The 26,410-nt window shown below is 44.3% G+C and carries 16 protein-coding genes and 1 other RNA gene; 6 read left to right on the top strand and 11 right to left on the bottom strand.

Annotated elements, in window-relative coordinates:
• Positions 1-467 precede the first annotated feature (467 nt).
• Positions 468-2,513, bottom strand: coding sequence for a pectate lyase (pelA, locus tag K429_RS0119660; RefSeq protein ID WP_369796098.1), 2,046 nt, complete (start codon positions 2,511-2,513; stop codon positions 468-470).
• Positions 2,514-2,799: 286 nt separating this feature from the next.
• On the opposite strand from pelA, the gene K429_RS0119650 reads away from it, so the two are divergent.
• From K429_RS0119650 to K429_RS0119640, 3 genes are all read left to right on the top strand, one after another.
• Positions 2,800-7,104 (top strand): hybrid sensor histidine kinase/response regulator transcription factor, encoded by a 4,305-nt coding sequence (locus K429_RS0119650; protein ID WP_029327780.1) that lies wholly within the window; start codon positions 2,800-2,802, stop codon positions 7,102-7,104.
• 116 nt (positions 7,105-7,220) lie between these two features.
• A complete protein-coding gene (locus K429_RS0119645) occupies positions 7,221-8,732 on the top strand; it encodes a pectinesterase family protein (protein WP_029327779.1) in 1,512 nt (503 codons plus the stop codon).
• 42 nt (positions 8,733-8,774) lie between these two features.
• Complete coding sequence (locus K429_RS0119640) at positions 8,775-11,798, top strand: glycoside hydrolase family 2 protein (RefSeq protein ID WP_029327778.1); 3,024 nt, start codon at positions 8,775-8,777, stop codon at positions 11,796-11,798.
• 115 nt (positions 11,799-11,913) lie between these two features.
• Here K429_RS0119640 and ssrA read toward each other — a convergent pair.
• Positions 11,914-12,310, bottom strand: a transfer-messenger RNA (tmRNA) gene (gene ssrA, locus K429_RS30025).
• Between the two features lie 242 nt (positions 12,311-12,552).
• Here ssrA and K429_RS0119625 point away from each other — a divergent pair.
• The 3 genes from K429_RS0119625 to K429_RS0119615 all read left to right on the top strand — a co-directional run bounded on the left by K429_RS0119625 (position 12,553) and on the right by K429_RS0119615 (position 17,972).
• Positions 12,553-15,381, top strand: coding sequence for a beta-glucosidase (locus K429_RS0119625; RefSeq protein WP_029327776.1), 2,829 nt, complete (start codon positions 12,553-12,555; stop codon positions 15,379-15,381).
• A gap of 17 nt (positions 15,382-15,398) precedes the next feature.
• Positions 15,399-16,514 (top strand): lactonase family protein, encoded by a 1,116-nt coding sequence (locus K429_RS0119620; protein ID WP_029327775.1) that lies wholly within the window; start codon positions 15,399-15,401, stop codon positions 16,512-16,514.
• Between the two features lie 390 nt (positions 16,515-16,904).
• Positions 16,905-17,972: a DUF4831 family protein gene (locus tag K429_RS0119615; protein WP_029327774.1), complete on the top strand. Its 1,068-nt coding sequence runs from the start codon at positions 16,905-16,907 to the stop codon at positions 17,970-17,972.
• A 66-nt stretch (positions 17,973-18,038) separates the two neighbouring features.
• Here the strand turns inward: K429_RS0119615 and K429_RS0119610 are convergent, their stop codons facing one another.
• The 9 genes from K429_RS0119610 to rlmN form a co-directional block, all read right to left on the bottom strand.
• Positions 18,039-18,389 (bottom strand): PqqD family protein, encoded by a 351-nt coding sequence (locus K429_RS0119610; RefSeq protein ID WP_022209054.1) that lies wholly within the window; start codon positions 18,387-18,389, stop codon positions 18,039-18,041.
• Positions 18,390-18,408: 19 nt separating this feature from the next.
• The gene (locus tag K429_RS0119605; RefSeq protein WP_007212967.1) at positions 18,409-19,800 is read right to left on the bottom strand and encodes an MFS transporter; all 1,392 of its coding nucleotides are present in this window, start codon (positions 19,798-19,800) and stop codon (positions 18,409-18,411) included.
• A gap of 142 nt (positions 19,801-19,942) precedes the next feature.
• The gene (gene secG / locus K429_RS0119600) at positions 19,943-20,320 is read right to left on the bottom strand and encodes a preprotein translocase subunit SecG (RefSeq protein WP_029327773.1); all 378 of its coding nucleotides are present in this window, start codon (positions 20,318-20,320) and stop codon (positions 19,943-19,945) included.
• 4 nt (positions 20,321-20,324) lie between these two features.
• Complete coding sequence (locus K429_RS0119595; protein ID WP_007212965.1) at positions 20,325-21,158, bottom strand: hypothetical protein; 834 nt, start codon at positions 21,156-21,158, stop codon at positions 20,325-20,327.
• Between the two features lie 8 nt (positions 21,159-21,166).
• On the bottom strand, positions 21,167-21,694 hold the full coding sequence (locus K429_RS0119590; RefSeq protein ID WP_007212964.1) for an LptE family protein: 528 nt from the start codon (positions 21,692-21,694) through the stop codon (positions 21,167-21,169).
• Positions 21,681-22,925, bottom strand: coding sequence for a sigma-54-dependent Fis family transcriptional regulator (locus tag K429_RS0119585; RefSeq protein ID WP_007212963.1), 1,245 nt, complete (start codon positions 22,923-22,925; stop codon positions 21,681-21,683). Before K429_RS0119585 ends, K429_RS0119590 begins: the two co-directional genes overlap by 14 nt.
• Position 22,926: 1 nt before the next feature.
• Positions 22,927-24,024: a 4-hydroxythreonine-4-phosphate dehydrogenase PdxA gene (gene pdxA / locus K429_RS0119580; RefSeq protein WP_007215631.1), complete on the bottom strand. Its 1,098-nt coding sequence runs from the start codon at positions 24,022-24,024 to the stop codon at positions 22,927-22,929.
• A gap of 167 nt (positions 24,025-24,191) precedes the next feature.
• Positions 24,192-25,253 (bottom strand): DUF4837 family protein, encoded by a 1,062-nt coding sequence (locus K429_RS0119575; RefSeq protein WP_029327772.1) that lies wholly within the window; start codon positions 25,251-25,253, stop codon positions 24,192-24,194.
• 69 nt (positions 25,254-25,322) lie between these two features.
• On the bottom strand, positions 25,323-26,363 hold the full coding sequence (gene rlmN / locus K429_RS0119570; RefSeq protein WP_007212960.1) for a 23S rRNA (adenine(2503)-C(2))-methyltransferase RlmN: 1,041 nt from the start codon (positions 26,361-26,363) through the stop codon (positions 25,323-25,325).
• Positions 26,364-26,410 lie beyond the last annotated feature (47 nt).

Raw genomic sequence — 26,410 nt, 5'->3', positions numbered from 1 at the left:
GTGGTCAAAAGTAGGAGAATTGCATGTAAAAGGAAAAGGAAAGAAAGCAAAAAGGTACGTAAACCTTTACGTAAACAGAGATTACAAAGTTTCAATTCTATTTTCACCACAGAGTAACACAGAGTCTCACAGAGTTTAATCGATTTGAAATCAAAAGAATAGAACTCCGTGAGACTCTGTGTTACTCTGTGGTGAGAACTTATTACTATACCGTTACGAGAAAGCATCCGTTTCACTTTATAGGAACATTTGTTTCCTTATTGTGGGACATTTGTTTCTTAGGTAAGACACTTTTATTTCTTACTTGAGAAACTTCTGTTCCACAGGCAAGGTACTTTTGTTCCAAAAGGCAGAAACTAAATGGAGCAAACAGAGGCATGACAAAGCATCAGTATCCCCCTCTCCAACCATAAGAAAAGGCGTAATCTTACGACCACGCCTTTCCTCTTATCAACAGGGTTATTTCGTCAATAAGCCAAAACATTCCAAAGATCACGAATTCTCCGTTCCGGATCCCACTTCCCGCCAAACGTCCATTGGGCAGTGATGCCATAAAATGCCGGTGCACTCTCCGCCTGTTGCAGATTATTGTCCAACCAACCGCTATGGCCTCCCTGACGACGACAACCATAGTAATAAACACGCTGTCCCCACGGACAAGGATCGAGCACTTTGTCCGAATAAGCATAACCAATATTGCAGTCCAGAATCTGTTCCGACATCTGACAATTGATAATAAAGAACTGAGAGTCATGATGCCAACGACCGAGAATAGTTGGTGATTGAGCATCAAAAGACGAATTAGTGATAACCAGTTTCTTACTTTTATCACCCCGACCGTCATGCCAAATCAGTGCACGGCCATCGCCATAAAACCGACAGCGGGTAGCATAACACCACCCGCGCGGGCAAAGAAAATCCACTCCGGGACAACGCAGATAAAGATCGGCATGATAATACATTCCATTGCCTGCCGGCGCCCAAAGTGAAAGTGCATCATTACCATCAGCCCATACATTGCAATTAATAACAATGGTACGTGTAGCACGTCCAAAGATAGACATCTGGTGGGTGGTAGTGTTCTCAACAGTAGTTCCATAATTGTTATATACTGTCAGACCGCTAATGACACAATCGTCAGCCCCCTCTTGCAGCACAATCACACCATTGCCCACAGGTTTTCCATGATATTGAGTGATGGTCCTTGTCTTAGCAGTCTCGGCTAAAACAATCACTGTACTGTCACGGCTCTCACCTACCAATACAATGTTCGGACGGTCTATGATAACCTTTTGATTATAGTTACCTTTTAATATAAGAATCTTGAAAGGATTTGTCGGTGTCTCAGGTGCTTTCTCAATGGCATCCTGGATACTTTGTCCCGGCTTCACCACCACATCGAAAGCTGTGCGGTCCATCACCGGACGACGATACATTTCAATAATTCCCCTCTCATTAGCCCCTTGGGAATTCAGACTAACATTTACCTTGTGCTTCGGATCATACTTAGCTGCCCAAATATCATACTGTTCGAAAAGCTCGGCCGGACGACTGTTATACCAGCTGTAACCATTGCGACGTTCCACTCCGATTTCCTCCAATCGACGTCGTGGCAAACCATCACGGTCGCAAACATAAGGTTCGCAATACTTCAAATCATAATAACGTGCCCATATCGGCCCGGCCTGCGGATCTTCTACAAGGCGAGTATCACGTACACCATGCTCTCCTGCCGACCGTTCACACCGCAAACCGGTGAGTTTATACGTATCAAACCATTTCATAGCTCCGTGGACAGCCCGCTTAATACGTGCATCAGGTTTAGGCAACGTCATAAGTAAACGCACGATGGCAGCACTCTCTGCCGAGCAATACGAGGGCAACTCATAGGCACGTGCCGAAGCCGGTTTCAAGGTTTCCCGGTCGTGTTGCTGACACCATACCGTAAGCTGTCCATCAGTTACTATCTGTGTTGCCAGAATACATTCAATTCCCTTATCAAAAGCTTTCGACAGCCGTTGACGCATTGCCTTGTCGGTGAGGTCACCGTCATAAGGAAATTCAGCAGTCATAATGTCATGCAGTATTTCCAGTGTATTAACTATCGCATCATCATTAAAAGTAATATGTACCTGATATCCGCGCATTTCCGGCCAGAATTGCGGCCATCCGCCATTCTCATACTGACCGTTCAAAAGATACTCCACCGCCAGACGGAAAGCGTCACGGTAGCGCACATCGTTTGTCTGCCTGTATAAACGAGCCAGATAAATCATCTGCATGGTGGTCGCGCCATTATCAATTGTCGAATCGTTACGGCGTGACTTCTCCTTTAAGACTTGTGCTAATTCCTCATTACTCATCTTTTGAGTCATATCGATATTCTTCGGCCAACCACCGGTACAACGCTGAAACGCCAGCACCTGATTGCCTATGCGACGCGCTTCTTCAGTCTTGAAAAATTCATTGTTTGTTTCGCGTAAAGCATTGCGTCGCGGCATTTGCTGTGCCATTGCCGAAGAGAATGCCATCAGATAACCTATCAGAATAACGGCAGCATACGTCTTTCTGAAAATAAAAATCTGTTTCATGATCCCTGTTTTTATTTTGTTAGATAATTCTTTGCAAAAGAAGACATTTCATAAAACATCGAATTATAATATTCAGCTTTTCCTTTACAAATTCTGAACATAGGGTACGCTTTTTATAATTTCAGGTCTAATCATTGCAATAATTCATCAGTTTATTGGTATCTGATAACTTTTCCCGATATTTGTATAACAGAAAAATACAGATACTATGCTAAAGCCGGTCATCACCATACTACTCTATTTATTCACCCCTATGTTGTTCGGACAAAGTCTGATCAATATGAAGCACTATTCAGTACAAGACGGATTATCTCAGAAAAACGTCCATAATTTTATCCAGGATGATAATGGTTATATATGGATGTCCACCTGGAACGGACTGGAACGTTTCGACGGATACTCATTCTATAATTATAAAACTTACCCGGAAAGTCCTATCCGCATAAGCAATCATCGCTTTACCAAAATTAAAAAGAGTTCATTGAATAACATCTGGTGCCTGACTTATGATAAACGCTGTTACTTATTCAACACCCGGACATACGAATACCAGGACCCTTTCCTTTTTAACAAAAGCCTCACCAATTCAGTTAGCAAATTGTATGCACTGGGAAAAGGAATTACCTGGGCCGTCGGTATGCAGAATGAGCTGTATCGCATAGATGAAAATAAGTTTCCGGCGACAGAGTCCGTCGAGTTATATTCCGGAAGAAATGAAAGAGATACCATTTATGGCATTACCCAAGATAAGGATGGAGATGAATGGATTCTGACTAACAAAGGCGCTCTTATTGTAGGTCAGAAAAGCATATCTAATCTAATGCCTTTCGAATTTATGGTGGAAGTTCCCGGTGGAATTTACCTGGCCACTTCCAAAGGCTTCTTCACCCGGTATGATACTCAAAGCCAGGATGTATTGCCATGTGTTCCCGAACAACCGATATCAGAGATCACAGGATTAAAAAGTTTAGCGGATAATAAAATTGTAATTCTACAGAATAGAAGCATTATACTTTACGATCCGGCAAATGAAAAATTCACAGTCCATGAAATGCCCATAGAAATAGATTCAGACGTATTTGAAGACAAAAAAGGAAATCTATGGCTACTGGGTGCCAACAATGGAGTAATCCTATTAGATAAGGAAAATGAAAACACCACTTTATTGAATTATCCCAGATACTCGGAAGTCCCTTTCTATAAACCTTGTACTTTTGTGCATGAAGACGAATATGGTTGTATCTGGCTCAAACCCGCAGGAGGTGAGTTATGCTTTTACAATCCGGTAAACCGTTGCTTAGAGCAGGCATCTACTTATGAAATGGGAATGCGGAAGCCTGTTTCATTCCAGGCCTTCAGTTATATTATCGACCGTCATCAGAATCTGTGGTATACCAAAGGAGATGGTTTTGGATACCTATCATTCCACCGGAAGAAATTCGAATATAGATTCGATAACCATAAAGAAGCACGTGCTTTGATGGAAGATCATCAGAAGCGCTTGTGGGTGGGATGGAAACGTAATCACAAAAAGCAATCGAGCAACGTATGTCTCTACGATCCGTCGGGACAATGGATTGGAAATCTTTCAAGGGAAGGCAAAATAGTACCTGATCCTACCGTTACCTTCAATATAGATGTATATTGCATCTACGAAGATAAAGAACATAACATCTGGTTGGGAACCAAAGACAACGGGCTTTATCTATTGCATCCCGAAAGAGACAGCAGTTACCGGATTACCCATCACCTATCGGATAAAAACAATCCGTATAGTATATCTTCCAATTCCATCTACTCCATTTTGCAAGACTCAGCAGGACGTATATGGATAGGAACTTTTGGAGGAGGCCTCAACCTGATAGAGCATTTACCGGAAAGTGCCGGTCTGCGTTTCATTCACTCCGGAAATATTCTCAATAACTACCCGATTCATGTATGTGAGAAAGTACGTTGCCTGTACGAGACAGATAATGGAGTTATCCTGATTGGAACCACAGGAGGACTACTCTCTTGCTCCTCTGATTTTGCAAGACCGGAAGCCATCCGTTTTTACCATAACGTTTGTGAGGAACGTTATTCCAGTTTGAGTAACAATGACGTACTGAATATTACCCAAACCCATAATGGCAAATTATTGGTCATAACACTGAGCGGAGGAATTAATCTGTTGGATGACAGTAGCAGGCTATCCGAAAAGCTGACTTTCAAACATTATAACGCGACGAATGGGCAAGTACCCGATTTATCCCTTTCAGCAATCGAAGACTCCGAAGGCAATCTATGGATTGCTTCAGAGAATAAATTATCAAAATTGGATGCCGATATGAATCTGTTGGAAGAGTACAACGATCAGATACAAATGGCTGAGACAAAGCCCGTTTTGTGTTCTTCCGGGAAGTTAATATTCGGTTCGGAATTCGGAGCATTATGTGTTACCCCCAAAGACTTGTATAAGAGCGATTTTGTACCTCCCATCGTATTCTCGCATTTGGATATTTATCTAAATAATACATCCCGCCGGCAAGAAGTGTTCAATAGTACAGAAATACAATCCTTAAAGGCAGACGAACGGAACTTCACCATTACATTCGCCGCTCTGGATTACGTAAACTCTCCGGCCATAAAATATGCATACCGCATTCAGGGATTGAATGACCAGTGGATTGAATTGGGAAACAGTCATTCAGCCAGTCTGGCAAACATACCGGCAGGCGATTATCTGTTTCAGGTAAAATCGACTAACGGAGATGGGGTATGGGTAGATAACGCAACTTCTTTACCTATACATATCGAACCGACCTTTTTTGAAACAATCTGGGCGATATTGCTCTATATTGTCATAGGTATTGCTGCATTGCTCATCGTAATATATATCGTAATCCGCATCACTAATTTGCAGCGCAGAGTAGATTTCGAGCAACAGCTTTCCAATCTGAAGCTACGTTTTTTCACTGATATTTCTCATGAGCTTCGCACTCCACTTACACTGATAGCCAGTCCGATAGATGAAGTCATCAGTAATGAGAAACTATCTGACGCAGGCCTGGAGAATATGCAGGTTGCCAAACGAAATACAGACAGAATGCTACGGCTAATCAATCAGATACTGGATTTTCGTAAGATACAGAATGATAAGATGAAAGTGATGGTAGAACAGTTGGATGTGATTCCTTTGATAATGAAAATCTATGAGAATTTCACTTCCATGGCTCACAAACGACATATAGAATTCCAGTTGAACTGCAACTTCAACTCTTTTGTGATGTACACAGATGTGGATAAACTGGAGAAGATTCTCTTTAATCTGTTATCCAATGCATTCAAATATACATCCAATGAGAAAAGGATAATTTTATCCGTAACCGGTGAAAAGGATCATCTGTACTTACAGGTAAAAGATGAAGGACGTGGTATCAATGCCCAAAAGATCAATCAACTGTTCACTCGTTTTGAAACTTTAGACGAGGCTGATCCGAACCTCTCGACAGGCATCGGTCTGTCTCTGGTAAAAGAATTGCTGAACTTACTGCATGGCACCATAAAAGTAGATAGTAAATTAGGCGAAGGCAGTACCTTTTCGGTCAGGTTACCAGGAAGCTATGAGACCTTCAGTGCAGACAGCAATGTAGAATTCATCCTGAATGACAGTGAGAATTCTGAATTGCAGAGAGAGAATGAGGGGAAGCTCATAGAAGATGAAAATAAAGAAACCCGGATTCTGATTATTGAAGATAATGAAGAACTACGTCATTTTATATGCAATGTGCTAAGCAAAGATTATGTGGTTTTTGAAGCGGAAAATGGAAAGCAAGGATTAGATAAAGCCCTGGCTAAAATGCCGGATATCGTCATCAGTGATATTATGATGCCCGAAATGGATGGAATAGAGTTCCTGAAAAGAGTAAAAGCAAACAGCAATATCTGTCATATCCCCGTTATTCTATTATCAGCCAAGTCTTCATTGAGCGATCAGATTCAGGGATTGGAGTATGGTGCGGACGAATATATTACCAAACCTTTCAGTTCCACTTATCTGAAAGCGAAAGTAGACTCCCTGTTCAAACAGCGGCAAATGCTATATGATTATTACACCTCTAAAATAAAGAGAGAAAAAATAACGAATATAACAGACCAGATAGAATCTGCCACTCCCCAAGTGACTCATTTTGATGATGACTTCATCCGGAATATACTTCAGAGTGTAGAAGAAAACATTCACAATCCTGACTTTAAGATAGACGACCTGGCTGAAGCTATGGGAATGAGCCGTACAGTATTTTACCGGAAGATGAAATCCCTGATGGGAGTTTCACCTGTGGACTTCATGAAAAGTATGCGCATAAAACGGGCCGTTCAGTTATTGGAACAAGATCAATATACTGTTTCTGAAGTGGGATATATGAGTGGATTTGCAACTCCCCAGTATTTCAGCAAAGTGTTTAAAGAGACCATGAATTGTACTCCCAAAGAATATAAACTGAAAAAACATCCTGATGAACTGAAATTGTAATGAATCGCACAGATATTATAAAACGAAATTGGGAGGATGGCCTATATTTGCACCCTATATAATTTCCCAAAGAACTACTAAATTAAGAGATAACAATGATGAAACCTTTGTTTGTTATGCTGGCTGTATTGCCTTTTCTGTCGGCCTGCAACCAACCTGAATCACCAAACGCCGAACTGTTTCCGGCTGCCGGTGCTGAGAATGTAAATCCGGATACCCATCTGGTACTAACTTTCACGGATAGCCCCATAGTAGGTGACTCCGGAATGATACGCATTTATGATGCGATGTCGCACCAGATAGTGGACAGTCTGAATCTGAGTATCCCGTCCGGACCTACCGAAAGCCGCACGTATGGACCGGAATGTGATTACACCAAAATACCTTACGACTATACACGTACCCATATGCCTACTAACAGGGATACTCGCCCCGGCACCCCCTCAGGTACGGCAGAACCTACCCCACCCGATTACCAGCTGAACATCATCGGTGGATTTACAGATGCGTTTCATTTCCATCCCATCATCGTGCGCGATTCGACGGCAACCATCTATCTGCACAACAATATGCTCGACTATAACCATAGTTATTATGTCACCATAGACGAAGGTGTTCTGACTTTACCCGACCACAGTTTCCACGGTATCAGCAAAGAGCATAACTGGAGCTTCAAAACCAAAGACTCCGCTCCCGCTTCTACAGACACACTGATTGTAGATGCAAACGGACAAGGTGATTTCAACACCGTGCAGGGAGCACTCGACTTTATTCCCGATTTCAGTCAGAAACAAACCGTAATCCTGATACAAGCCGGCGACTACGAAGAACTGGTATATGCCCGGAACAAAACAAATGTAAAGATTAAAGGTGCAGGAATGGACCGTACCCGGGTACACTATGCTAACAACGAAGTTTTCAATCCTCATCCCCTGACAGTGAAAACCAACGAATGGCCGGGCACATTCCCGTCCAGAAGAGCCGCTTTCATGCTGGATAATTGCAGCGACATCCTACTGGAAGACCTGACCATAGCTACCGACCTGCATGGACAAGCTGAAGGTTTGCTGCTGAACGGTGAACGTATTGCCCTCTACAGTGTACATATCATCGGTTCCGGAGATGCATTGCAAGCAAACGGAACAATCTATATGGAGTCGTGTGAACTGGACGGAGGTGGTGACACCATCCTGGGACGTGGCAGTCTGTTTGCCTACCGCAGTAACTTCCGCAACGACGGAGGCCCATTCTCCTGGGTAAGAAACACTACGGGAAATCATGGTGATGTCTTTGTAGAATGTACCTTTGCCGCCCCCGACGGAAAGAAAGCCGACTACGGACGTACAAAAAGCAATCACGGAACCGCTTACCCGGACGCAGAGTTTGTGGTAATCAACTGTAAGGTGAAAAACATTATCCCACAAGGATGGAGTGCTATTGGTGAGAAAAGTTCCCGGATGTATGAGTTCAACACTTGCGATATGGAAACAGGCAAACCGGTGGATGTAACACAACGCCATGCCTATTCACGCCAACTGGATGCGCAAAAAGACGCAGCGCTCATTGCGGATTACATGAATCCGGCGTTTGTATTGAAAGGATGGCAACCTTTCAGTTATTTGAAATAATCCTCCATAAAAAAACATCAATCAGAAGCTAATATATAAAGTATGAATCAGAAGTTTCTACTACTAATAACAGGTGTCGTACTGAATATTTTCATCGGCTCCTCTCAGGAAAGAGTAAACCTCGACTTGTCCTCCCAACCGTGGAACATCACCTTAGACCGTGCAGCCGTCTGGCAGAATGATGAGTTATATCTTCCGCCGGTAGATATCAAAGCATTGCCTGTAAACACTCCGACAGGGGGCTGGCAATTACTGAAACATCCCGATAAAACAGGTATCAATCTGCCTGCCACAGTAGAAGAGCACCTGTGGGGATGGAACGGACAGACATTCGGAGTGGCAGGAAACTATACGGGAGTTTCCTGGTTTGAAACAGAAGTAGACATTCCTGCCGAATGGAAAGACAGACGTATTGCAATGAATATCGGCTCCGTGAGGTTCCGTGCTGAAATATTTGTCAACCATCAACTGGCAGGATATGATTTAGTGAACAGTACTCCTTTCTCCATCGACATCACTCCTTTTATAGAACCGGGCAAGAAGAATGTAATCACTTTCCGGATTACAGATCCTAACGGGAACTTCAATTGGAAAGATTCACAGGTTTATACCTGGGGAGTATATCGCACCAATCCCTCACACGGCTTCGGTGGTATTACGGGAAAAGTGGAACTGGAAGCTACCGGAAAGCTTTATGTGAAAGATGTATTCATCAAAAACCAACCGGAACCGCATACCATTGAAGTAGAAGTCAGGGCAGCCAATGAAACCGGAGCTTCTGTCACAAACAAGGAATTATGCCTGGAAATCAAGGAACATCCCAACGGACAGACCGTATACCGCAAGAATGTCCGTCTGGAATCACTGAAAGAAGGTGAGAACCTGCAAACTTACCAAATCAAAGTGCCCAATGCACACTTATGGAGCGTAGACTCGCCTCGTCTCTATGACCTGAAAATTTCTCTGAACGACGATGCCGTAACTGAGCGTTTCGGTTTCCGCTGGTTCGAAATAAAAGACGTAAAAGGAGACCGGCAGTTCTTCCTGAACGGCAAACGAATCGTATTACGGACAGCTATCTCATGGGGATTCTGGCCTTACAATGGTATCACTCCTTCCGATGAACTGGCCAAACGGCAAATTACGATTGCCAAAGAACTGGGATTAAACATGCTGAACTTTCACCGGAATATCGGGCAAACCAACATTCTGGACTATGCTGATGAATTGGGATTACTCTATTTTGAAGAACCCGGAGGTAATCAGTACCCCATAAAAAACTTCAATGACAACGACAAGCAAAGTAATTTCTATTTTGCCTACCGCAACGAGAAACTGGCACGCATGGTAAAGCGGGACCGTAACCATCCGTCACTCATCATCTACAATCTGCATAATGAACGTGGCGCTTATCCCCAGACTCAAGATTATGACCAGATGCGCATGGCACATGCTTTGGACCCTACCCGCATCCTGACTTATAATTCAAGCAACGGAGAAAATCCGGCGGAGGAACACAATACGCGTTTCAAATTGCATCTGATGCCTTATGACACTACCTTCTACGACTATGGATGGTATGACCGGCATCATGCAGGTGGTCCCGGATGTTATCATGACAACTTATATCTGGGTAAAGATAACTATCACCGTTTCTCCGATCATAAGAAAGAAATTGTATACTGGGGTGAAGACGGGGCTATCGGTACTCCTCCACGCCTGCAACTCATCCGTGAAGATATCCTGAAAAGCGGCAAGATGAATAGTTGGGAAGCGGACGATTATCTGCAATGGTATGACGCCTACGACCGTTTTCTAAAAGAGAAAGGATTTGACAAAGCCTTCCCCACGGTGGATGACCTGACGCGTTCTATGGGAAATGTTTCTTTCTATTATCAGGGAAGGATCATAGAGAATATCCGGATCAGTAATACAGTAGATGCGTATGCCGTAAATGGTTGGGAAAGTATGAAGCTTGAGAATCATTCGGGCATCGTCGACAATTACCGTTTCCCGAAAGGAGATCCGGAAGTCATGGCCCGCTACAATGCTCCTCTTTATCTGGCTGTCAAGATGAACCGCAAGGTAGTGAGTACAGGAGATACAACGTTGGTGGACACTTACATTGTGAACGAAAAGAATCTGAAAGGTTCTTATATACTGAATCTGGTAGCCAAAGATGAGAGTGGAAACGTAGTGGCCAGTCATAAGGAACGGGTGACAGTGAAAGGTGGAAACGACTACGGTCAATGCCTGCAAAGCGGTTGGGCATTTATACCGAAGAGTAAAGGTTATACCCGTATAGAGGCTTCCTTACTGAAAGGTAAAACAGAATTGGTAAAGGGAGACGATCTGTTGTTTGCGGTTGAACTGAATACGAAAGGCATCACAACACGGGGCAGTGTAGCCGATACGACGGGAGCTCTGGTAAACTTCTTACGTGGTGTCGGCATGGAGGTTCCGGTTTACAAAGGTGGCACCCCTGAAGGAGATTATCTGCTGGTCGGCGCTTATGAACCTACGCAATGGGGCAGTGGCATGAGCGACATCATGGAATGGGTATATAAAGGACATACTCTGATTATTGTAGACAATCCGGAACGTTGGGCAGAATTCCTGGCAGATAAAGAGGTACTGGACTATCGTGGTTCGAAGATTCTGGGTAAATCATGGTATGGAGGTAATTTCTTCAACCGGGAGCATCCTATCTTTATGAACCTGCCGGCAAATAGTGCTTTCAACTGGGAATATCAATGCTTTGCCACGTACAACCGGCGTCGTATCGGTTTGCGGTGTTTCAATGGTGAGACACTTGTAGGCTGTGTTTCCGACCATAAGAAAGAGGTATATTCAGCCTTACAGGTGATACCGGCAGGAAGTGGAAAAGTAATTATCACTACGCTGGACATCCCTGCCTGTATCAAAGGAATCAAGGAGTATACCGCACCTGTCGATTTGGATGGTATGAATGAATCTATGAATACATTCAATACTAAAAGTGAAAACCGGGCTAATGTGGTAGGACAACAGTTGCTACTGAATCTATTGAAGGAAGTTTATAGATAAGAAAGGAAAGAGCAAAACTACATGATTCTACGGGTAAGCCCGGATGAAGCATTTTCGGAAGACAAGAAGCTGAATAAAAAGAAAGAAAGCTCTGAAATAATCAGAGCTTTCTTTATGGTGGAGCTGGAGGGAATCGAACCCTCGTCCAAACGAGGAAATCATAAGCTTTCTACATGCTTATCTTTGCCTAATTTTTCGAGCAACGGCAGAACCAAAGCCATCAACCATTGCCTTATCCTTTAAAGTTTCATTCTCGCCTCAAGGCCGACAAGAACTATCCCCGATGTAACTGCACCACTGGATCGGAATGCTTCGGAGCAACAGCTTCCGAGTGATGTCTCGTCCCAGCACCTAGTGCCGGGATTAAGCTAATCTACTGTGATTCGATTAAGCAGCAAGAGCGTATTGTCTTTCGCCAGATAAAATTTTGAGGACTGAGATTTAAGTGCAAATCAACGACGCACTGCATGCTTACTTACTATTTCTACCCGCTGTCAAATCCAGTCAACCCCAGAATACATACGGTTTTTAGAAATCGTGGGGCAAAGATAAGAATTCTTTTTTTACTGTACAAAAGAATAGTGTGATTGCTTACTCCGGATTAATAAACCTTATCTTTTTATAAGACCCAAAGCAGTTTTGCATTACCATACGTACAATAAAAGCCAGTACTCCGGACGATTTTACCTTTCTTTCTCCCACATAACCCGTACCTTTGGCAACAGAAGATAATATACACAAAAATATAAATATCATGAAGAAACTAATTGCAATGACACTACTGCTCGGAGGCAGTACTCTGCTCTGCGCACAAAAGACCATGAAGATACCCGCTGTGTACAAACCCGTCAAAAGCGAGATGTACAAGAAAGGCTGGATTGATTTCAACAAAAACGGAGTGAAGGATGTATACGAAGATCCGAATGCCTCGCTGGATGCACGTATCGAAGATCTGCTCAGCCAGATGACACTGGAAGAAAAGACTTGCCAGATGGTAACCCTCTACGGTTACAAACGTGTACTAAAGGACGACCTCCCCACCCCCGAATGGAAACAAATGCTTTGGAAAGACGGTATCGGTGCCATCGACGAACACCTGAACGGTTTCCAACAATGGGGACTTCCCCCATCGGATAATCCCTATGTATGGCCGGCATCCCGCCATGCCTGGGCACTGAATGAAGTACAACGCTTCTTCATAGAAGAAACGCGCCTCGGCATCCCCGTAGACTTTACGAACGAAGGTATCCGCGGAGTAGAAAGTTACCGTGCAACCAATTTCCCCACACAACTGGGATTGGGACATACCTGGAACCGCGAACTGATACGCCAGGTAGGATTAATCACCGGACGGGAAGCCCGTATGTTGGGATATACCAATGTCTATGCTCCCATCCTCGATGTCGGCCGTGACCAGCGTTGGGGACGTTATGAGGAAGTATATGGGGAATCTCCTTACCTCGTTGCCGAACTGGGTATTGAAATGGTACGCGGCATGCAACATAACCATCAGGTAGCAGCAACCGGAAAGCATTTCATTGCTTACAGTAACAACAAGGGTGCCCGCGAAGGTATGGCACGTGTAGACCCGCAAATGTCACCACGCGAAGTGGAAATGATACATGTCTACCCCTTCAAACGGGTGATAAAGGAAGCGGGACTATTGGGAGTGATGAGCTCGTACAATGATTACGACGGTGTCCCCATACAAGGCAGTTATTATTGGCTGACTACACGCCTGCGTGGCGAGATGGGATTCCGGGGATATGTGGTTTCGGACAGTGATGCCGTTGAATATCTCTATACCAAACACAGCACCGCCAAAGACATGAAAGAAGCCGTGCGTCAAAGTGTAGAAGCCGGTCTGAATGTACGTTGCACCTTCCGGTCACCGGACTCATATGTATTGCCTTTGCGAGAATTGGTAAAAGAGGGCGGACTAAGCGAAGAAGTCATTAACGACCGTGTACGTGACATTCTGCGTGTAAAATTCCTCGTAGGGCTGTTCGATGCTCCCTATCAGACTGACCTTGCAAGGGCTGATAAAGAAGTAGAGAAAGCTGAGAATGAATCTCTTGCACTGCAAGCCTCACGCGAAAGCCTCGTCTTATTGAAGAATGAAAACAACGTGTTGCCATTGGATATCAACAACGTGAAGAAGATAGCAGTTTGCGGCCCCAATGCGGATGAAGAAGGATACGCACTGACACACTACGGTCCTTTGGCAGTAGAAGTAACCACAGTGCTGGAAGGCATTCGCCAAAAAGCTGAAGGCAAAGCAGAAGTGCTCTATACCAAAGGCTGTGACCTCGTAGACGCCAACTGGCCGGAAAGCGAACTTATCGACTATCCGATGACAGATAGCGAACAAGCTGAAATCGATAAAGCAGTAGAAAATGCACGCCAGGCAGATGTAGCCGTAGTCGTATTAGGAGGCGGACAGCGTACCTGCGGTGAAAACAAATCGCGCAGCAGTCTCGAACTCCCAGGACGACAACTGAAACTGCTTCAAGCTGTACAAGCAACCGGAAAGCCCGTCCTACTGGTACTGATTAACGGTCGCCCGCTATCCATCAATTGGGCGGACAAGTTCGTTCCCGCTATTTTAGAAGCATGGTACCCGGGTTCCAAAGGTGGAACAGCAGTAGCCGATGTACTCTTCGGAGATTATAACCCGGGTGGAAAACTGACAGTCACTTTCCCGAAAAGTGTCGGACAAATACCTTTTAACTTTCCCTGCAAACCTTCTTCACAGATTGACGGTGGAAAGAATCCGGGGCTGGATGGAAACATGTCACGTGTCAACGGTGCACTCTATTCATTCGGATACGGTCTGAGTTACACCACCTTTGAGTATTCCGACATCGAAATCAGTCCGAAAGTGATTACACCGAACCAAAAGGCAACTGTACGCTGCAAAGTAACAAATACCGGAAAACGTGCAGGCGATGAAGTGGTTCAGTTGTATGTTCGTGACATCCTGAGCAGCGTTACCACTTACGAAAAGAATCTGGCAGGCTTTGAGCGTATCCACCTGCAACCGGGAGAAACGAAAGAGGTAGTTTTCACCCTCGACCGCAAACAGCTGGAATTACTGGATAAGCACATGGAATGGGTGGTGGAACCGGGAGACTTCAGCATTATGGTAGGTGCTTCTTCCGAAGACATCCGCCTGAGTGGAAAATTGACAGTAGAAGATCCAAACGCCCCCATGCAAGCACAGGCAAAACCGGATGCTCCCGTAACTGCCAGCACCAATCCGGAAAGTGTAATGAACGTGCTCGATAAAAAAATGAATACTGTTTGGGAAGGAAATAAAGGAGATTATATTACCTTTGCCTTGGAGAACGGCTCCAAGGTAGATGGTGTTTCCATTGCATTCAGCAGAGGCAACGGTCTGCCGGCGGAGTTTGAAATCCAGCTTTCAAGTGGCGGCGGACAATTCCTGACAGTTTATTCGGGTACAGTCAGCGAATACGGAAAGTTGATTTCATATACGTTCAAAGGAACTACTGCCAGCGACTTGCGCATTGTGCTGAATGATGACCGTGTAGGAGTGGCGGAAGTGAAAATTAACGATTAACTAAATACTAATCACTAATGAAATCTCTTCTTTTCTGTATGCTTGGATTAGCAATGACAGCCTGCGCACCCCGCAAAGCGGGAAACGTAAACAACGGAAGTGACGAACTCGCCATGCTGGTAGGTACGTACACCGATGGAAACAGCAAAGGTATTTACACCTTCCGCTTCAACCAGGAAACGGGACTTGCCACCTCGCTCAGTTCCATCGAAGTGCTCAACCCGTCTTATCTCATCCCTTCAGAAGATGGAAGGTTTGTCTATGCCGTCAGCGAAATGAATGACGCAACAGCTGCTCTCAATGCTTTCTCCTTCGATAAGGAAACAGGGAAACTCAGTTTGTTGAACCGCCAGCCCACTATGGGAGCCGACCCCTGCTACGTTGCCACCAATGGAAAAGAAGTACTCACAGCCAACTATAGCGGAGGTAGCATGTCTATCTTCCCGCTGAAAAAGAACGGTTCATTAGAGCCTGTCGATACGCTTTTTGAAGGCAGTACCGGCGGACCGGACGCTGAAAGACAGGTAACACCCCACGTACATTGCACTGTCTTCTCTCCGGATGGAAAATATATCTTTGCCACTGACTTCAGTGCCGACCGCATCCTGCGCTTTGTCATACATCCGAAGAGCATTATCCCCCACCCTTCTGCCGAAGCCATTGACGTAGATCCTAACTCCGGTCCACGTCATCTCACCTTCAGCCCGAACGGCAAGTACGCGTATCTTATCAGCGAATTATCCGGTAATATCACCGCTTTCAGCTACTTGGATGGCAAACTGGAAAAGATACAGACCATTGCAGCCGACACACTTCGTGCGCGTGGCAGTGCCGATATACATCTCAGTCCCGACGGGAAATACCTGTATGCCAGCAATCGCCTGAAAGGTGACGGTCTTGCCATCTTCGAAGTAAATCCGGAAACCGGCATGTTGGCAAAGGTAGGCTATCAGTTGACGGGGATTCATCCGCGTAACTTTATTATCACCCCGAACGGGAAATATCTGTTGGCCGCCTGCCGCGACAGTCATGTCATTCAGGTATTCCAACGAGATTCCGTAACAGGTCTGTTATCAGATACCCATCAAGACATCAGTATTGATAAACCTGTTTGCATCCAATTCGTAAAATAACCGGGTAAAAGCTTGACTTCCGGTTTTTAATTTCGTATATTTGTCATCGTAATCCTGATTTAGATTCGGGGACACAGATAGTAACAGGGAAAAGCATTTGCTTCTCCCTGTTTTTTTATATCCGATACCTTTTCAGAGCAAAAACAAACTTCTTCAAGTCAAATGACATCATCTATTGAGACAAAACAAACTATCTAATGAGGTAAAACATACTATCTAACGAGGCAAAACATACTATCTAATGAGATAAAACATACCATCTTATGAAGCGAAAAGCACCGATACCTCCCTTAAACGGTCGATTCTGTTAATATTCCGTAATTCTACTCTTGACAAAAATAACTTCATTAACTTTGTCCCTTAACCGAAATCGTTTAAATAACGCGACTTATGAAGAAAAAGAATATAGTATTACTCTCAGCCCTGTTGTTCTCCGTTTCTGCCATAGCGCAAACAGAAGTGACGGCAGGTGTTACACGTGGCAAGGATTACGGCGTAACTTATGTACTTCCGAAAACGGAAATCGAACTTACCGTACAAGCCACCAAACATACCTACACTCCCGGAGAATTCTCCAAGTATGCCGAACGCTATCTGCGGCTGAACAACGTCTCTTCCGAACCGGAAACTTATTGGACACTGGACAAGATGCAGACAGAAGTAATCGGTGTACCCGATAAAGAAAACGTATATTTCGTGAAGATGAAAGACAAAACCGTAGCCCCGCTTATCGAGTTGAGTAAGGATGGTATTGTCTACTCCATCAACATGCCGCTGGGCAGCGGACAACGTAAGACAACTCCGACCATTCAACCCAAAGTTACAGGTAACACTCCGAACGTCAATCCCCGAGACTTCCTCACAGAAGAAATCCTGATGTCAAACTCAACGGCTAAAATGGCGGAATTGGTAGCCAAAGAAATCTACAGTATCCGTGAAAGTAAGAATGCCCTGTTGCGCGGTGAAGCAGACAATATGCCCAAAGACGGTGCACAACTGAAGCTCATGCTGGACAACCTGACTTTACAGGAACGTGCCATGACGGAAATGTTTGCAGGTAAAGTGACCACAGAAGAGAAGATATACACCATTCGCATCGTCCCCAAAGAGATGAAGCATGAAGTTGCCTTCCGCTTCTCTAAGAAACTGGGTATCGTAGCAAACAACGACTTGGCAGGTGAACCGGTCTACATTACAATAGCCAATCTTAAAAGCATTAATATCCCCGAAGCCGATCCCAAGAAACAAGTGGATGGCATTGCCTACAATGTACCGGGCAGAGCACGTGTAACATTAGACTATCACAATGAGGAACTGTATAATGCAGAAATACCTATTACGCAATTCGGTGTGGTAGAATACCTCGCCCCCGTTCTATTCAACAAGAATTCTGTTATAAAGGTATTATTCGATACGAATACGGGAGCTTTGGTAAAAGTAGACAGAGACGGTAATTAAAGAACTGAAAAAGTAGAATAAATAAGAGAAGGCTACACGGTAAATGAATCGTGCAGCCTTCTTTGTTTAGTTTCCTATCCCTAATTTTATAAATCCATCTTTTTGTAGTTGCATCACATAAGTCGTGACTCGCGAAGCATAATTCTCATCAGATTGGAAGTGAACGGCAAGCAGTGAAATAATCTCCCGTACCGTGCGCCGCCCATCTATCAGCCGCCACACAGCACTGCCGTGTTCTTCAAGGCGGACATGAATATCAGGAGACATACTCTTCGGCAGTAAAAGCCTGCGCATCCACTCATACTTGAACCGGGGATAGGAGATTACAGCGTAATCTCCCTCCCATTCGGTCAGGATGTGGTCGCAACGAACCGGAATAGCATCCAGCAGACTGACTTTTCCTTCAGGTGTTTCCATATCCATAAGTTGTTTTTACTTATCCTTGAATATTAGGTTCCTCCAGTTGATAGCCATACTTCTTATCTGCTCTCTTCAACATAAAGGCTACCACAAGAGATAAGCAGGCAATACCGGTAAAGATGCACATCGGTATCGTATAATCGTACAGATTCGTTCCATCTGCCTTCTTGCCTACGATACAATAGACATCAAGTACTTTACCAATCAGCGTAGGAATCCCCCACAAACCAATATTCTGGATGAAAAAGATCAATGCATAAGCTGTACCCAACTGGCTCACCGGGAATATCTTGGCAACTGCCGGCCACATAGCAGACGGCACCAAAGAGAAAGCAATACCCAGAATAATCATCAAACCAATAGCTACCAACCAATAGTTAATGGCAGGAATAGCATAAATAAAGTGCACACCTATCAGCATGGCAGCTCCCAATATCATAATAGAAGCCGACTTACCACGCTTATCTATAAATCCGCCGAATATAGGAGTCAGGATCAGTGCTCCCAAGGCCGGTAGTCCGGCAAAAGTTCCTGCTACGTTTTCATTGATACCATATTTGATAATCATCAGTTCGGAAGCAAACTTCTGGAAAGGGAATACACAAGAGTAGAACAATACGCACAGCAAAGCTATCAACCAAAAACCCGGATTAACGAGGATATTCTTCACATCCTTAAAGGAGAATTTCTCTTCCTCCCCCTCGGTACCTGCCGCTATGGCTGCCGCTTCCATCTGTTTGTCCAGCTTCTTATCCATCACTGAAAAGATAAAGAAAGCAACCAAACCGCCCAACAGCAAAATCAAACCTACCAATACCGGAGTCGTAATGCCGAAAGCACGCGCCAAAGGAATAGCCACTGCATAACCTGCTTGCGAACCGATACGTGCCAATGCTACCTGCACGCCCATAGCCGTAGCCAACTCTTTACCTCTAAACCATTTGGCTATAATTTTAGAGACTGTGATACCTGCAACTTCCGCACCTACACCGAAAATAGAATAACCGGCAAACGCGACAAATACCCCTGCTTTATAACCGAAAATTTCATTAAGACCGAAGATCTGTGCATCCGGACCGGCAAGTCCTGTCATGGCATAATACTCAAGTGCCGTACCTCCCACCATCAGGATGGTTGACAATTTACCGGTGAAACGGATTCCAAAACGGTCGAGAATTAATCCTCCCCAGATCAGCATCAGGAAGAATACATTCAGGAAACTGTATCCACCTGTGAAGAATCCAAAATCACTACTTGTCCAGGCAAGATCCGACTCCAACATCGTTTTCAGCGGTGCTACCACATCGTTTACATAGTAAGCTGCCATCATCGTAAAGGCAACAATCACCAATGCTCCCCAGCGGGTAGCCTTCGAGTCATTCAATTTAAGTTTTAATTGTTCTGTCATTGTACTATATTAGATTAATTATTAATCAGATTGCATAATCCCGACAAAGGTAATTAAATCTGGCATAAAAAGAAAAGAGGCTGACACCTTTTCGGCGTCAACCTCTCTCTTATTTCTTTTTGCGGTTCATCCGCACATAACTTTAGTTAGCTGAATCTTCAGCGGCAGGAGCAGTAGTGGCAGGAGCTGCGGGAGCTTCTGTCTGCGGAGCAGCTGTACCAGTAGGCATGTTGTACGGATTGGTTTTCTCTTCTTTCTGTGCCTGTTCCAGGATCACATCACCGCCTTTACTGGAATAAGTGGGAACAACATAGGCAGTAGCAATACTCATTACGACCATAAATCCTGCCAGGAACCATGTTCCTTTTTCCAAAAAGTCAGTAGTCTTGCGTACGCCCATAATCTGATTGGAAGAAGAAAAGCCGGATGCTAAACCGCCTCCTTTGGAATTTTGAATCAATACAATGAAGCACATCAACAAGGATGCAACCACCATTAAGATAACTAAGAATAAGTACATTTTGTTATTTTGATTTAGCGTTAATAATCAATTTCTCCAAAAATCTGATTTGGTCTGCAAAGTAAGCATTTTTTTTTGGATAATTCAAACTTAATTTTTTAATAATTTCAAGAGCCTTGTCATATCGGCGCTGTTTGATATAGATTTTAGCCAAAGTTTCGGTAAAACAGCTATCATCCTGTTCTGTTTCCTCTACTGCCGACCGGGGAGTTTCGTCGGCAACAACCACCTTTTCCTCTTCTGCTTCATCCGTTTCTTCTTCAATCAACGGCAATAAAAGCGGGTTGTCTTCTTTGGGTAACTTCAGGCTGATACCTTCCTCCGTTTCGCTTTGACGAATGAAACCATCTATCAAATCCTGCCCACGCAATTTCGGTACTTCCGTCGGGGTAGTTGATGAGGAATCTGTTTCGTTCGTTTCTTCATCATCCCGTATCAGGTAAGCGGTATAATCCATTGCATAATCCAATTCCGTTGTCTGTGAATGTTCTTCCGGAACAGTGGCAAGGAAAGCGTCTATTAACGAAAGAGTACGGTCTATGCTCGGCTCCTTTTCCAACTCCTTTCCCACAATATGTGCGGAAGCATGGGGATGGAGGGCATAGCGGTCACCTTCAATCAGATAAAACAATACACGGCGGTCTGATACATACAATACCGCTTTACGCAATTCTGCACCGAAGTTGATATCGTGCAGCACATAGAGATTCTTGAGATAGAGCAATCGCAGGGACTGAAAATAAGGATAACGGGCTACCAGCGTACGAAGTTCGTACAAGGTATCCCGATTCAACGCCTCGGGATGCTGTATCCATTGTTGCAAATGTACAGGCGTCATTCCTTTTATTACCAGTTAGCTACGGTTGCGTTAAAGATTTGTTCTGTTATGTCTTTCACCATCAGGCTTATCAATTCATCTTGCACTTCGGTCAGCAGCTTAGAAGAATCATAAGTTTGGAAAGCAGAGAATTGCTGATCCGTGAAATCATCCTTATGATCCGTATTATTCACAAAAGTAACTTTCACAGTCAAAGTAACTTTTACCTTTGAAGAATATCCACTGGCATCCACCGCTTCGTTATATTGATTATAACCGGTAATCTCACCATCAATTTCAAGATCGGCGTTACTATTGACCAGTGACAAGCGTGTCTGACGCATGAACAAGTCTTTCAGGCTCTGGTTAAATTCAGTAGCCAACGGGGCATATACATACTCTGCACGATTTTGAAAATCCGCTATCGAAATAGTTTTTACTTTAGAGTAGTCAATCGAACTGATCGGGGCAAGTCCTATCTTAATGCTACACGAATTTACTACCAGTAAGATGCTCAACAACAAAGCTGTCGAGGCTATTTTTTTAATCCAATCCATATTCTTTAATCTTTCTGTATAAGGTACGCTCGGAAATATTCAGATCCTTTGCCGCACTCTTGCGTTTACCATGATGCTTTTCCAAGGCTTTCCGTATCATTTCTTTCTCCACCTCATCCAGCGAGAGAGACTCTTCTACATACTCTTCCGTGTCCTGTATATCTTCATCAATGTTGTGGGACGGCTTTATGGAAGGATGAATAATGGTAGGCACGCTCGGAGAAACAGGAGTCACTACGGCAGGCGGTTGGGCATAATAAGCAGCAGGCACAGCCGAAGCGGCAGTGTTTCCACGTTCGGTCATAATCTCATGTACCAGCTTTTTCAGCTCCGTCACGTCCTGACGCATATCGAAAAGAACCTGATATAAGATTTCCCGTTCACTCTCAAAGCTCTTGTTTTCTTTGACGCCGAATAAAGCAGGCAGCCTCTGTATCGTATTCTGTTCCGGCAAATATCCTTTCAATATAGAAGCATTGATTTCACGGTTGGTTTCAATGATGGAAACCTGTTCCGTTATATTCTTCAATTGCCGCACGTTGCCGGGCCACGAGTAGGAAATCAATAGCTGCTTGGCATCTTCCGTCAACTGAATGGCAGGCATACGATATTTCTCGGCGAAATCCGAAGCAAACTTACGGAATAATAGAAATGCATCCTCTCCACGTTCACGCAAAGGGGGTATCTGGATAGGCACAGTGTTCAGGCGGTAATACAAGTCTTCACGGAAACGTCCTTCGGAAATAGCCTGTGTCAAGTTTACATTGGTAGCTGCCACAATGCGTACATTGGTCTTCTGCACTTTAGATGAACCGACTTTTATGAACTCTCCGCTTTCCAGCACACGGAGCAGGCGTGCTTGCGTAGGCAAAGGCAACTCTCCCACTTCATCCAGGAAAATCGTTCCACCATCCGCCTCACCAAAATATCCTTTCCGTTCACCGATGGCACCGGTGAAAGCCCCTTTCTCATGACCGAACAATTCCGAGTCAATAGTTCCTTCGGGAATGGCACCACAGTTCACCGCAATATACTGACCATGCTTACGCCGACTGTACTGGTGAATGATCTGGGGAAAACTTTCCTTACCCACACCACTTTCTCCGGTTATCAGTACAGACAGATCGGTAGGCGCCACCTGTATAGCAACGTCTATCGCACGCATCAATGTTTCATTGTTGCCAATGATGCCGAATCGTAACTTTACTTGTTGTATTTCCGCTTTCGTCATTCTACAAATCTTCTTCCACACTATCGAGTTTCAGCTTATCGCTGTCATCACGCTTTTCGTAATATTGTTTTCGCAAAGGATTGGCATGTGCTGCTTTATCACGCAAGCGATTACGGAACACATCAATAGCCACATAAATAGCCTGACGGAAAGAGTCTTCACTCGCCAAACCTTTTCCTGCAATATCGTATGCAGTGCCATGAGCCGGTGAAGTACGTATCACAGGCAATCCGGCAGTATAATTCACACCTTCGTCCATCGCCAGTGCTTTGAACGGTGCCAGTCCCTGATCGTGGTACATGGCAAGCACACCGTCAAAATGAGTGAAATTGCCTGAACCCATAAAGCCGTCAGCCGGATACGGTCCATAGCACAAGATGCCTCTGGCAGACATCTCTTTCAATGCCGGAATGATAATTTCTTCTTCTTCTTTTCCCAGCAGACCTTCATCTCCCGCATGCGGATTCAGAGAAAGTACGGCAATGCGCGGTGCATCGATAGCGAAGTCCTGTTTCAACGACTGGTTGAAGATAGCCAGTTTCTCCTCTATCAGTTCCTTCGTTATAGTCGAAGCAATCTGGCTGACAGGGATATGCCCGGTAACCAATGCCACCCGGAAATCATCTTTCATCAGAATCATCAATGACTTGGCACCATTGCCCAGTCTCTCTTCTATATATTCCGTATGACCGGGAAATGCAAAAGTTTCCGACTGAATGGTATGCTTGTTGATGGGAGCTGTGACAATCACGTCAATCAATCCCTCTTTATATTCCTCGATAGCTCTTTCCAAAGCACCGAGTGCAGCCTTTCCGGCTTCAGGATCTGCCTTTGAGAATTCTACTTTCACTTCATCATCCGTGCAGTTCACTACACTCAAACGGTTGTAAGCCGCTTCCGCAGCAGAGCTCACGATACTGAAGTTCGTCGGCAAATCGAGTGACTTGCGATGATAAGCTGCCACCTTAGGGGAGCCATAAATAACAGGTGTACACAGTTCCAGCATAACGGGGTCGGAGAATGCTTTCAGAATAACTTCATAACCCACACCGTTTATGTCTCCTTGTGTAATGCCGACTTTTATTTTATTATCTTCCATTTTTCAATATATATATCATTTTAGATAAGAATGTGCCAGAAGTTCCAACGATAAATCTTCATCCGCAGATTACGCAGATAACGCAGATTGAGATTAAAACAAATCTGTGCAATCCGCGTAATCTGCGGATGAAAGTTATCTCTTTAATTCGTATACATTCTTACATATTATTTTCCTTGATCAGTAGCTTTACTCTGCTCTTTCGTCACGCCCAATGGAATCTCAGCTCCTGTCTGTTTATCACCCGGCACTCTCAAAGTGTAAAGAGAGGCTTCCATCTGGCGCATCAGATTACGTTTCAACTTATCAGGTGAATAGATAAAAGCTTCCACAACAATAATACGTTGGTTCACCGGATCCAAACGCATGTGCGAAACAAACGGACCACCCATAAAATCCCCCTTCATACGCCACAGGCCACGAGCTTCCAGCGCATACTCTCCTTGTACATTAAGAGGACGAACATCGGTCATTAAGGAGTCAGTTGCCATATACATGCCTTCTCTCGCTCCCGGAATGTTAGCCTTCATGACAGAGTCACGCATCTGCACAAAATATTCCTTGGTAAATGTATTTTTATCTCTGTACGGGAAAGAGTAAATAACAAAGTTCTGGTCGCCGGTAGCTGCATTCGTGCCAGCCCAGAAGAAGTTCTCTCCTTGCTTGGTAGAAGAAAGTTCAGCAGGTACCCAGACATCACAATCAAACATACTCTTTACCTTTGTCGTCACATAATCATTATGCTTCTTTTCCAGTTGTGTAATCTGTCGGTTCATCTCCGCACGGGTAAAGAAATCAATGATAGTCTGTTTGTTCTCCGTCACAAACTGCTCGAAAGAAGCTTCATCAGGAGCCTGTATAGTCAGGATAGTTTGCGGAGCAGCATACACATCCTTCGCATATTTAAACTTAGGCTGGGTATAAATATCCTGTACATCAGCGATAATAATGTTACGAATCAACTTTAACGTAGCATCATAGTTGGCAGGAGAAGTGTACATCATACGGAAAGAACGTTCGGACTGGGGAAGCCCCGGTACATCCGTATCAAGTACATCATAAAGCGCCCTACCGGCAGGACGTTCCCACATAGCGGGATCAACCACTACCAGGATTTCATACGCACGACCACTTGAAGTCGCACCAAACACGCCTTTCTTACCGCCACTACATGCGGAAAGGGCAATTGCTACAATAGTCAGACTTAAATAAAACAGCTGCTTTCTCATATACTTACCAGTTAATGTTTTTACAAAACTACGAAGAATACGTATATCATCCGAGCCAAAGTTAATAATTTATATTAATTCTTGTTTATTCTCTTCCTGTTTGGCAGTGGAAAGCATGCCGCAAGCGGCAAATATATCTTCACCGCGGGAAGCACGTATCGTAGTAAACAAACCGTGGGAAGTCAGGTAATCACGGAGTTTAGTCATTGTTTCCATATCCGCTCCCTCCAGGTCTACACCGGGAATGGCATGAAAGCGGATGAGGTTGATACGGCAGTCCAGTCCACGCAAGAGTTTCAACAATTCCTTAGCATAGAGCAACGAATCATTCACACCCTTAAAAACAATATATTCAAAAGATAGTCTACGCTGTTTACTAAAATCATAGTTTTTTAACAAGTCTACCATTTCAGTGATAGAGAAAGATTTCTCAGCAGGCATCAGTTCGCGACGTTGCAAGGCGACCGGAGAATGTAAGCTGACAGCCAGATGACATTCCGATTCTTCTATAAAGCGCTGAAATCCTTTGCGCAAACCAACGGTAGAGAGCGTGATCCGCTTGGGACTCCATCCATATCCATAAGAAGCAGTCATGATTTCCAGAGCTTTCAGCACCTCGTCCAGATTATCCAGAGGCTCACCCATGCCCATCATCACCACGTTGGTCAATTTATCCCGCTCGGGAAGAGAATTTATCTGATTGATTATCTGATTGGCAGTCAGGTTGGCACTGAAGCCTTGCTTACCCGTCATACAGAATTTACAGTTCATCTTACATCCCACCTGAGAAGATACGCAAAGTGTGGCACGATCTTCATCGGGAATATAAACCGCCTCTACAAAGTTCTTATCACCTGCCCGATACAAGTATTTCACCGTACCGTCTGTGGAACGCATAGCTTCCACAGGTGCCTCCGCTCCGACTTCGTAGACATCTTTCAGGAGATCCCGATGTTTCAGCGACAAGTTGGTCATATCGTCTATAGAGTTCACTTTCTTGTCATACAGCCATGAAGCAATCTGTTTGGCGGAAAACCCGGGCATTCCCAGTCTTTTCACCACCTCCTGCAATTCAGTGAGTGTCAGTCCTAAAAGAGTTTGTTTCGGCATAATTATCTATCAATCTTTCCAGTTTATCTTTGCAAAGGTAGGAATAA

The sequence above is a fragment of the Bacteroides sp. 14(A) genome (assembly GCF_000526555.1).
Lineage (GTDB): Bacteria > Bacteroidota > Bacteroidia > Bacteroidales > Bacteroidaceae > Bacteroides > Bacteroides cellulosilyticus.
Note: the sequence above shows the minus strand (reverse complement) of the source record. Positions and strands in the feature narration are given on the sequence as shown.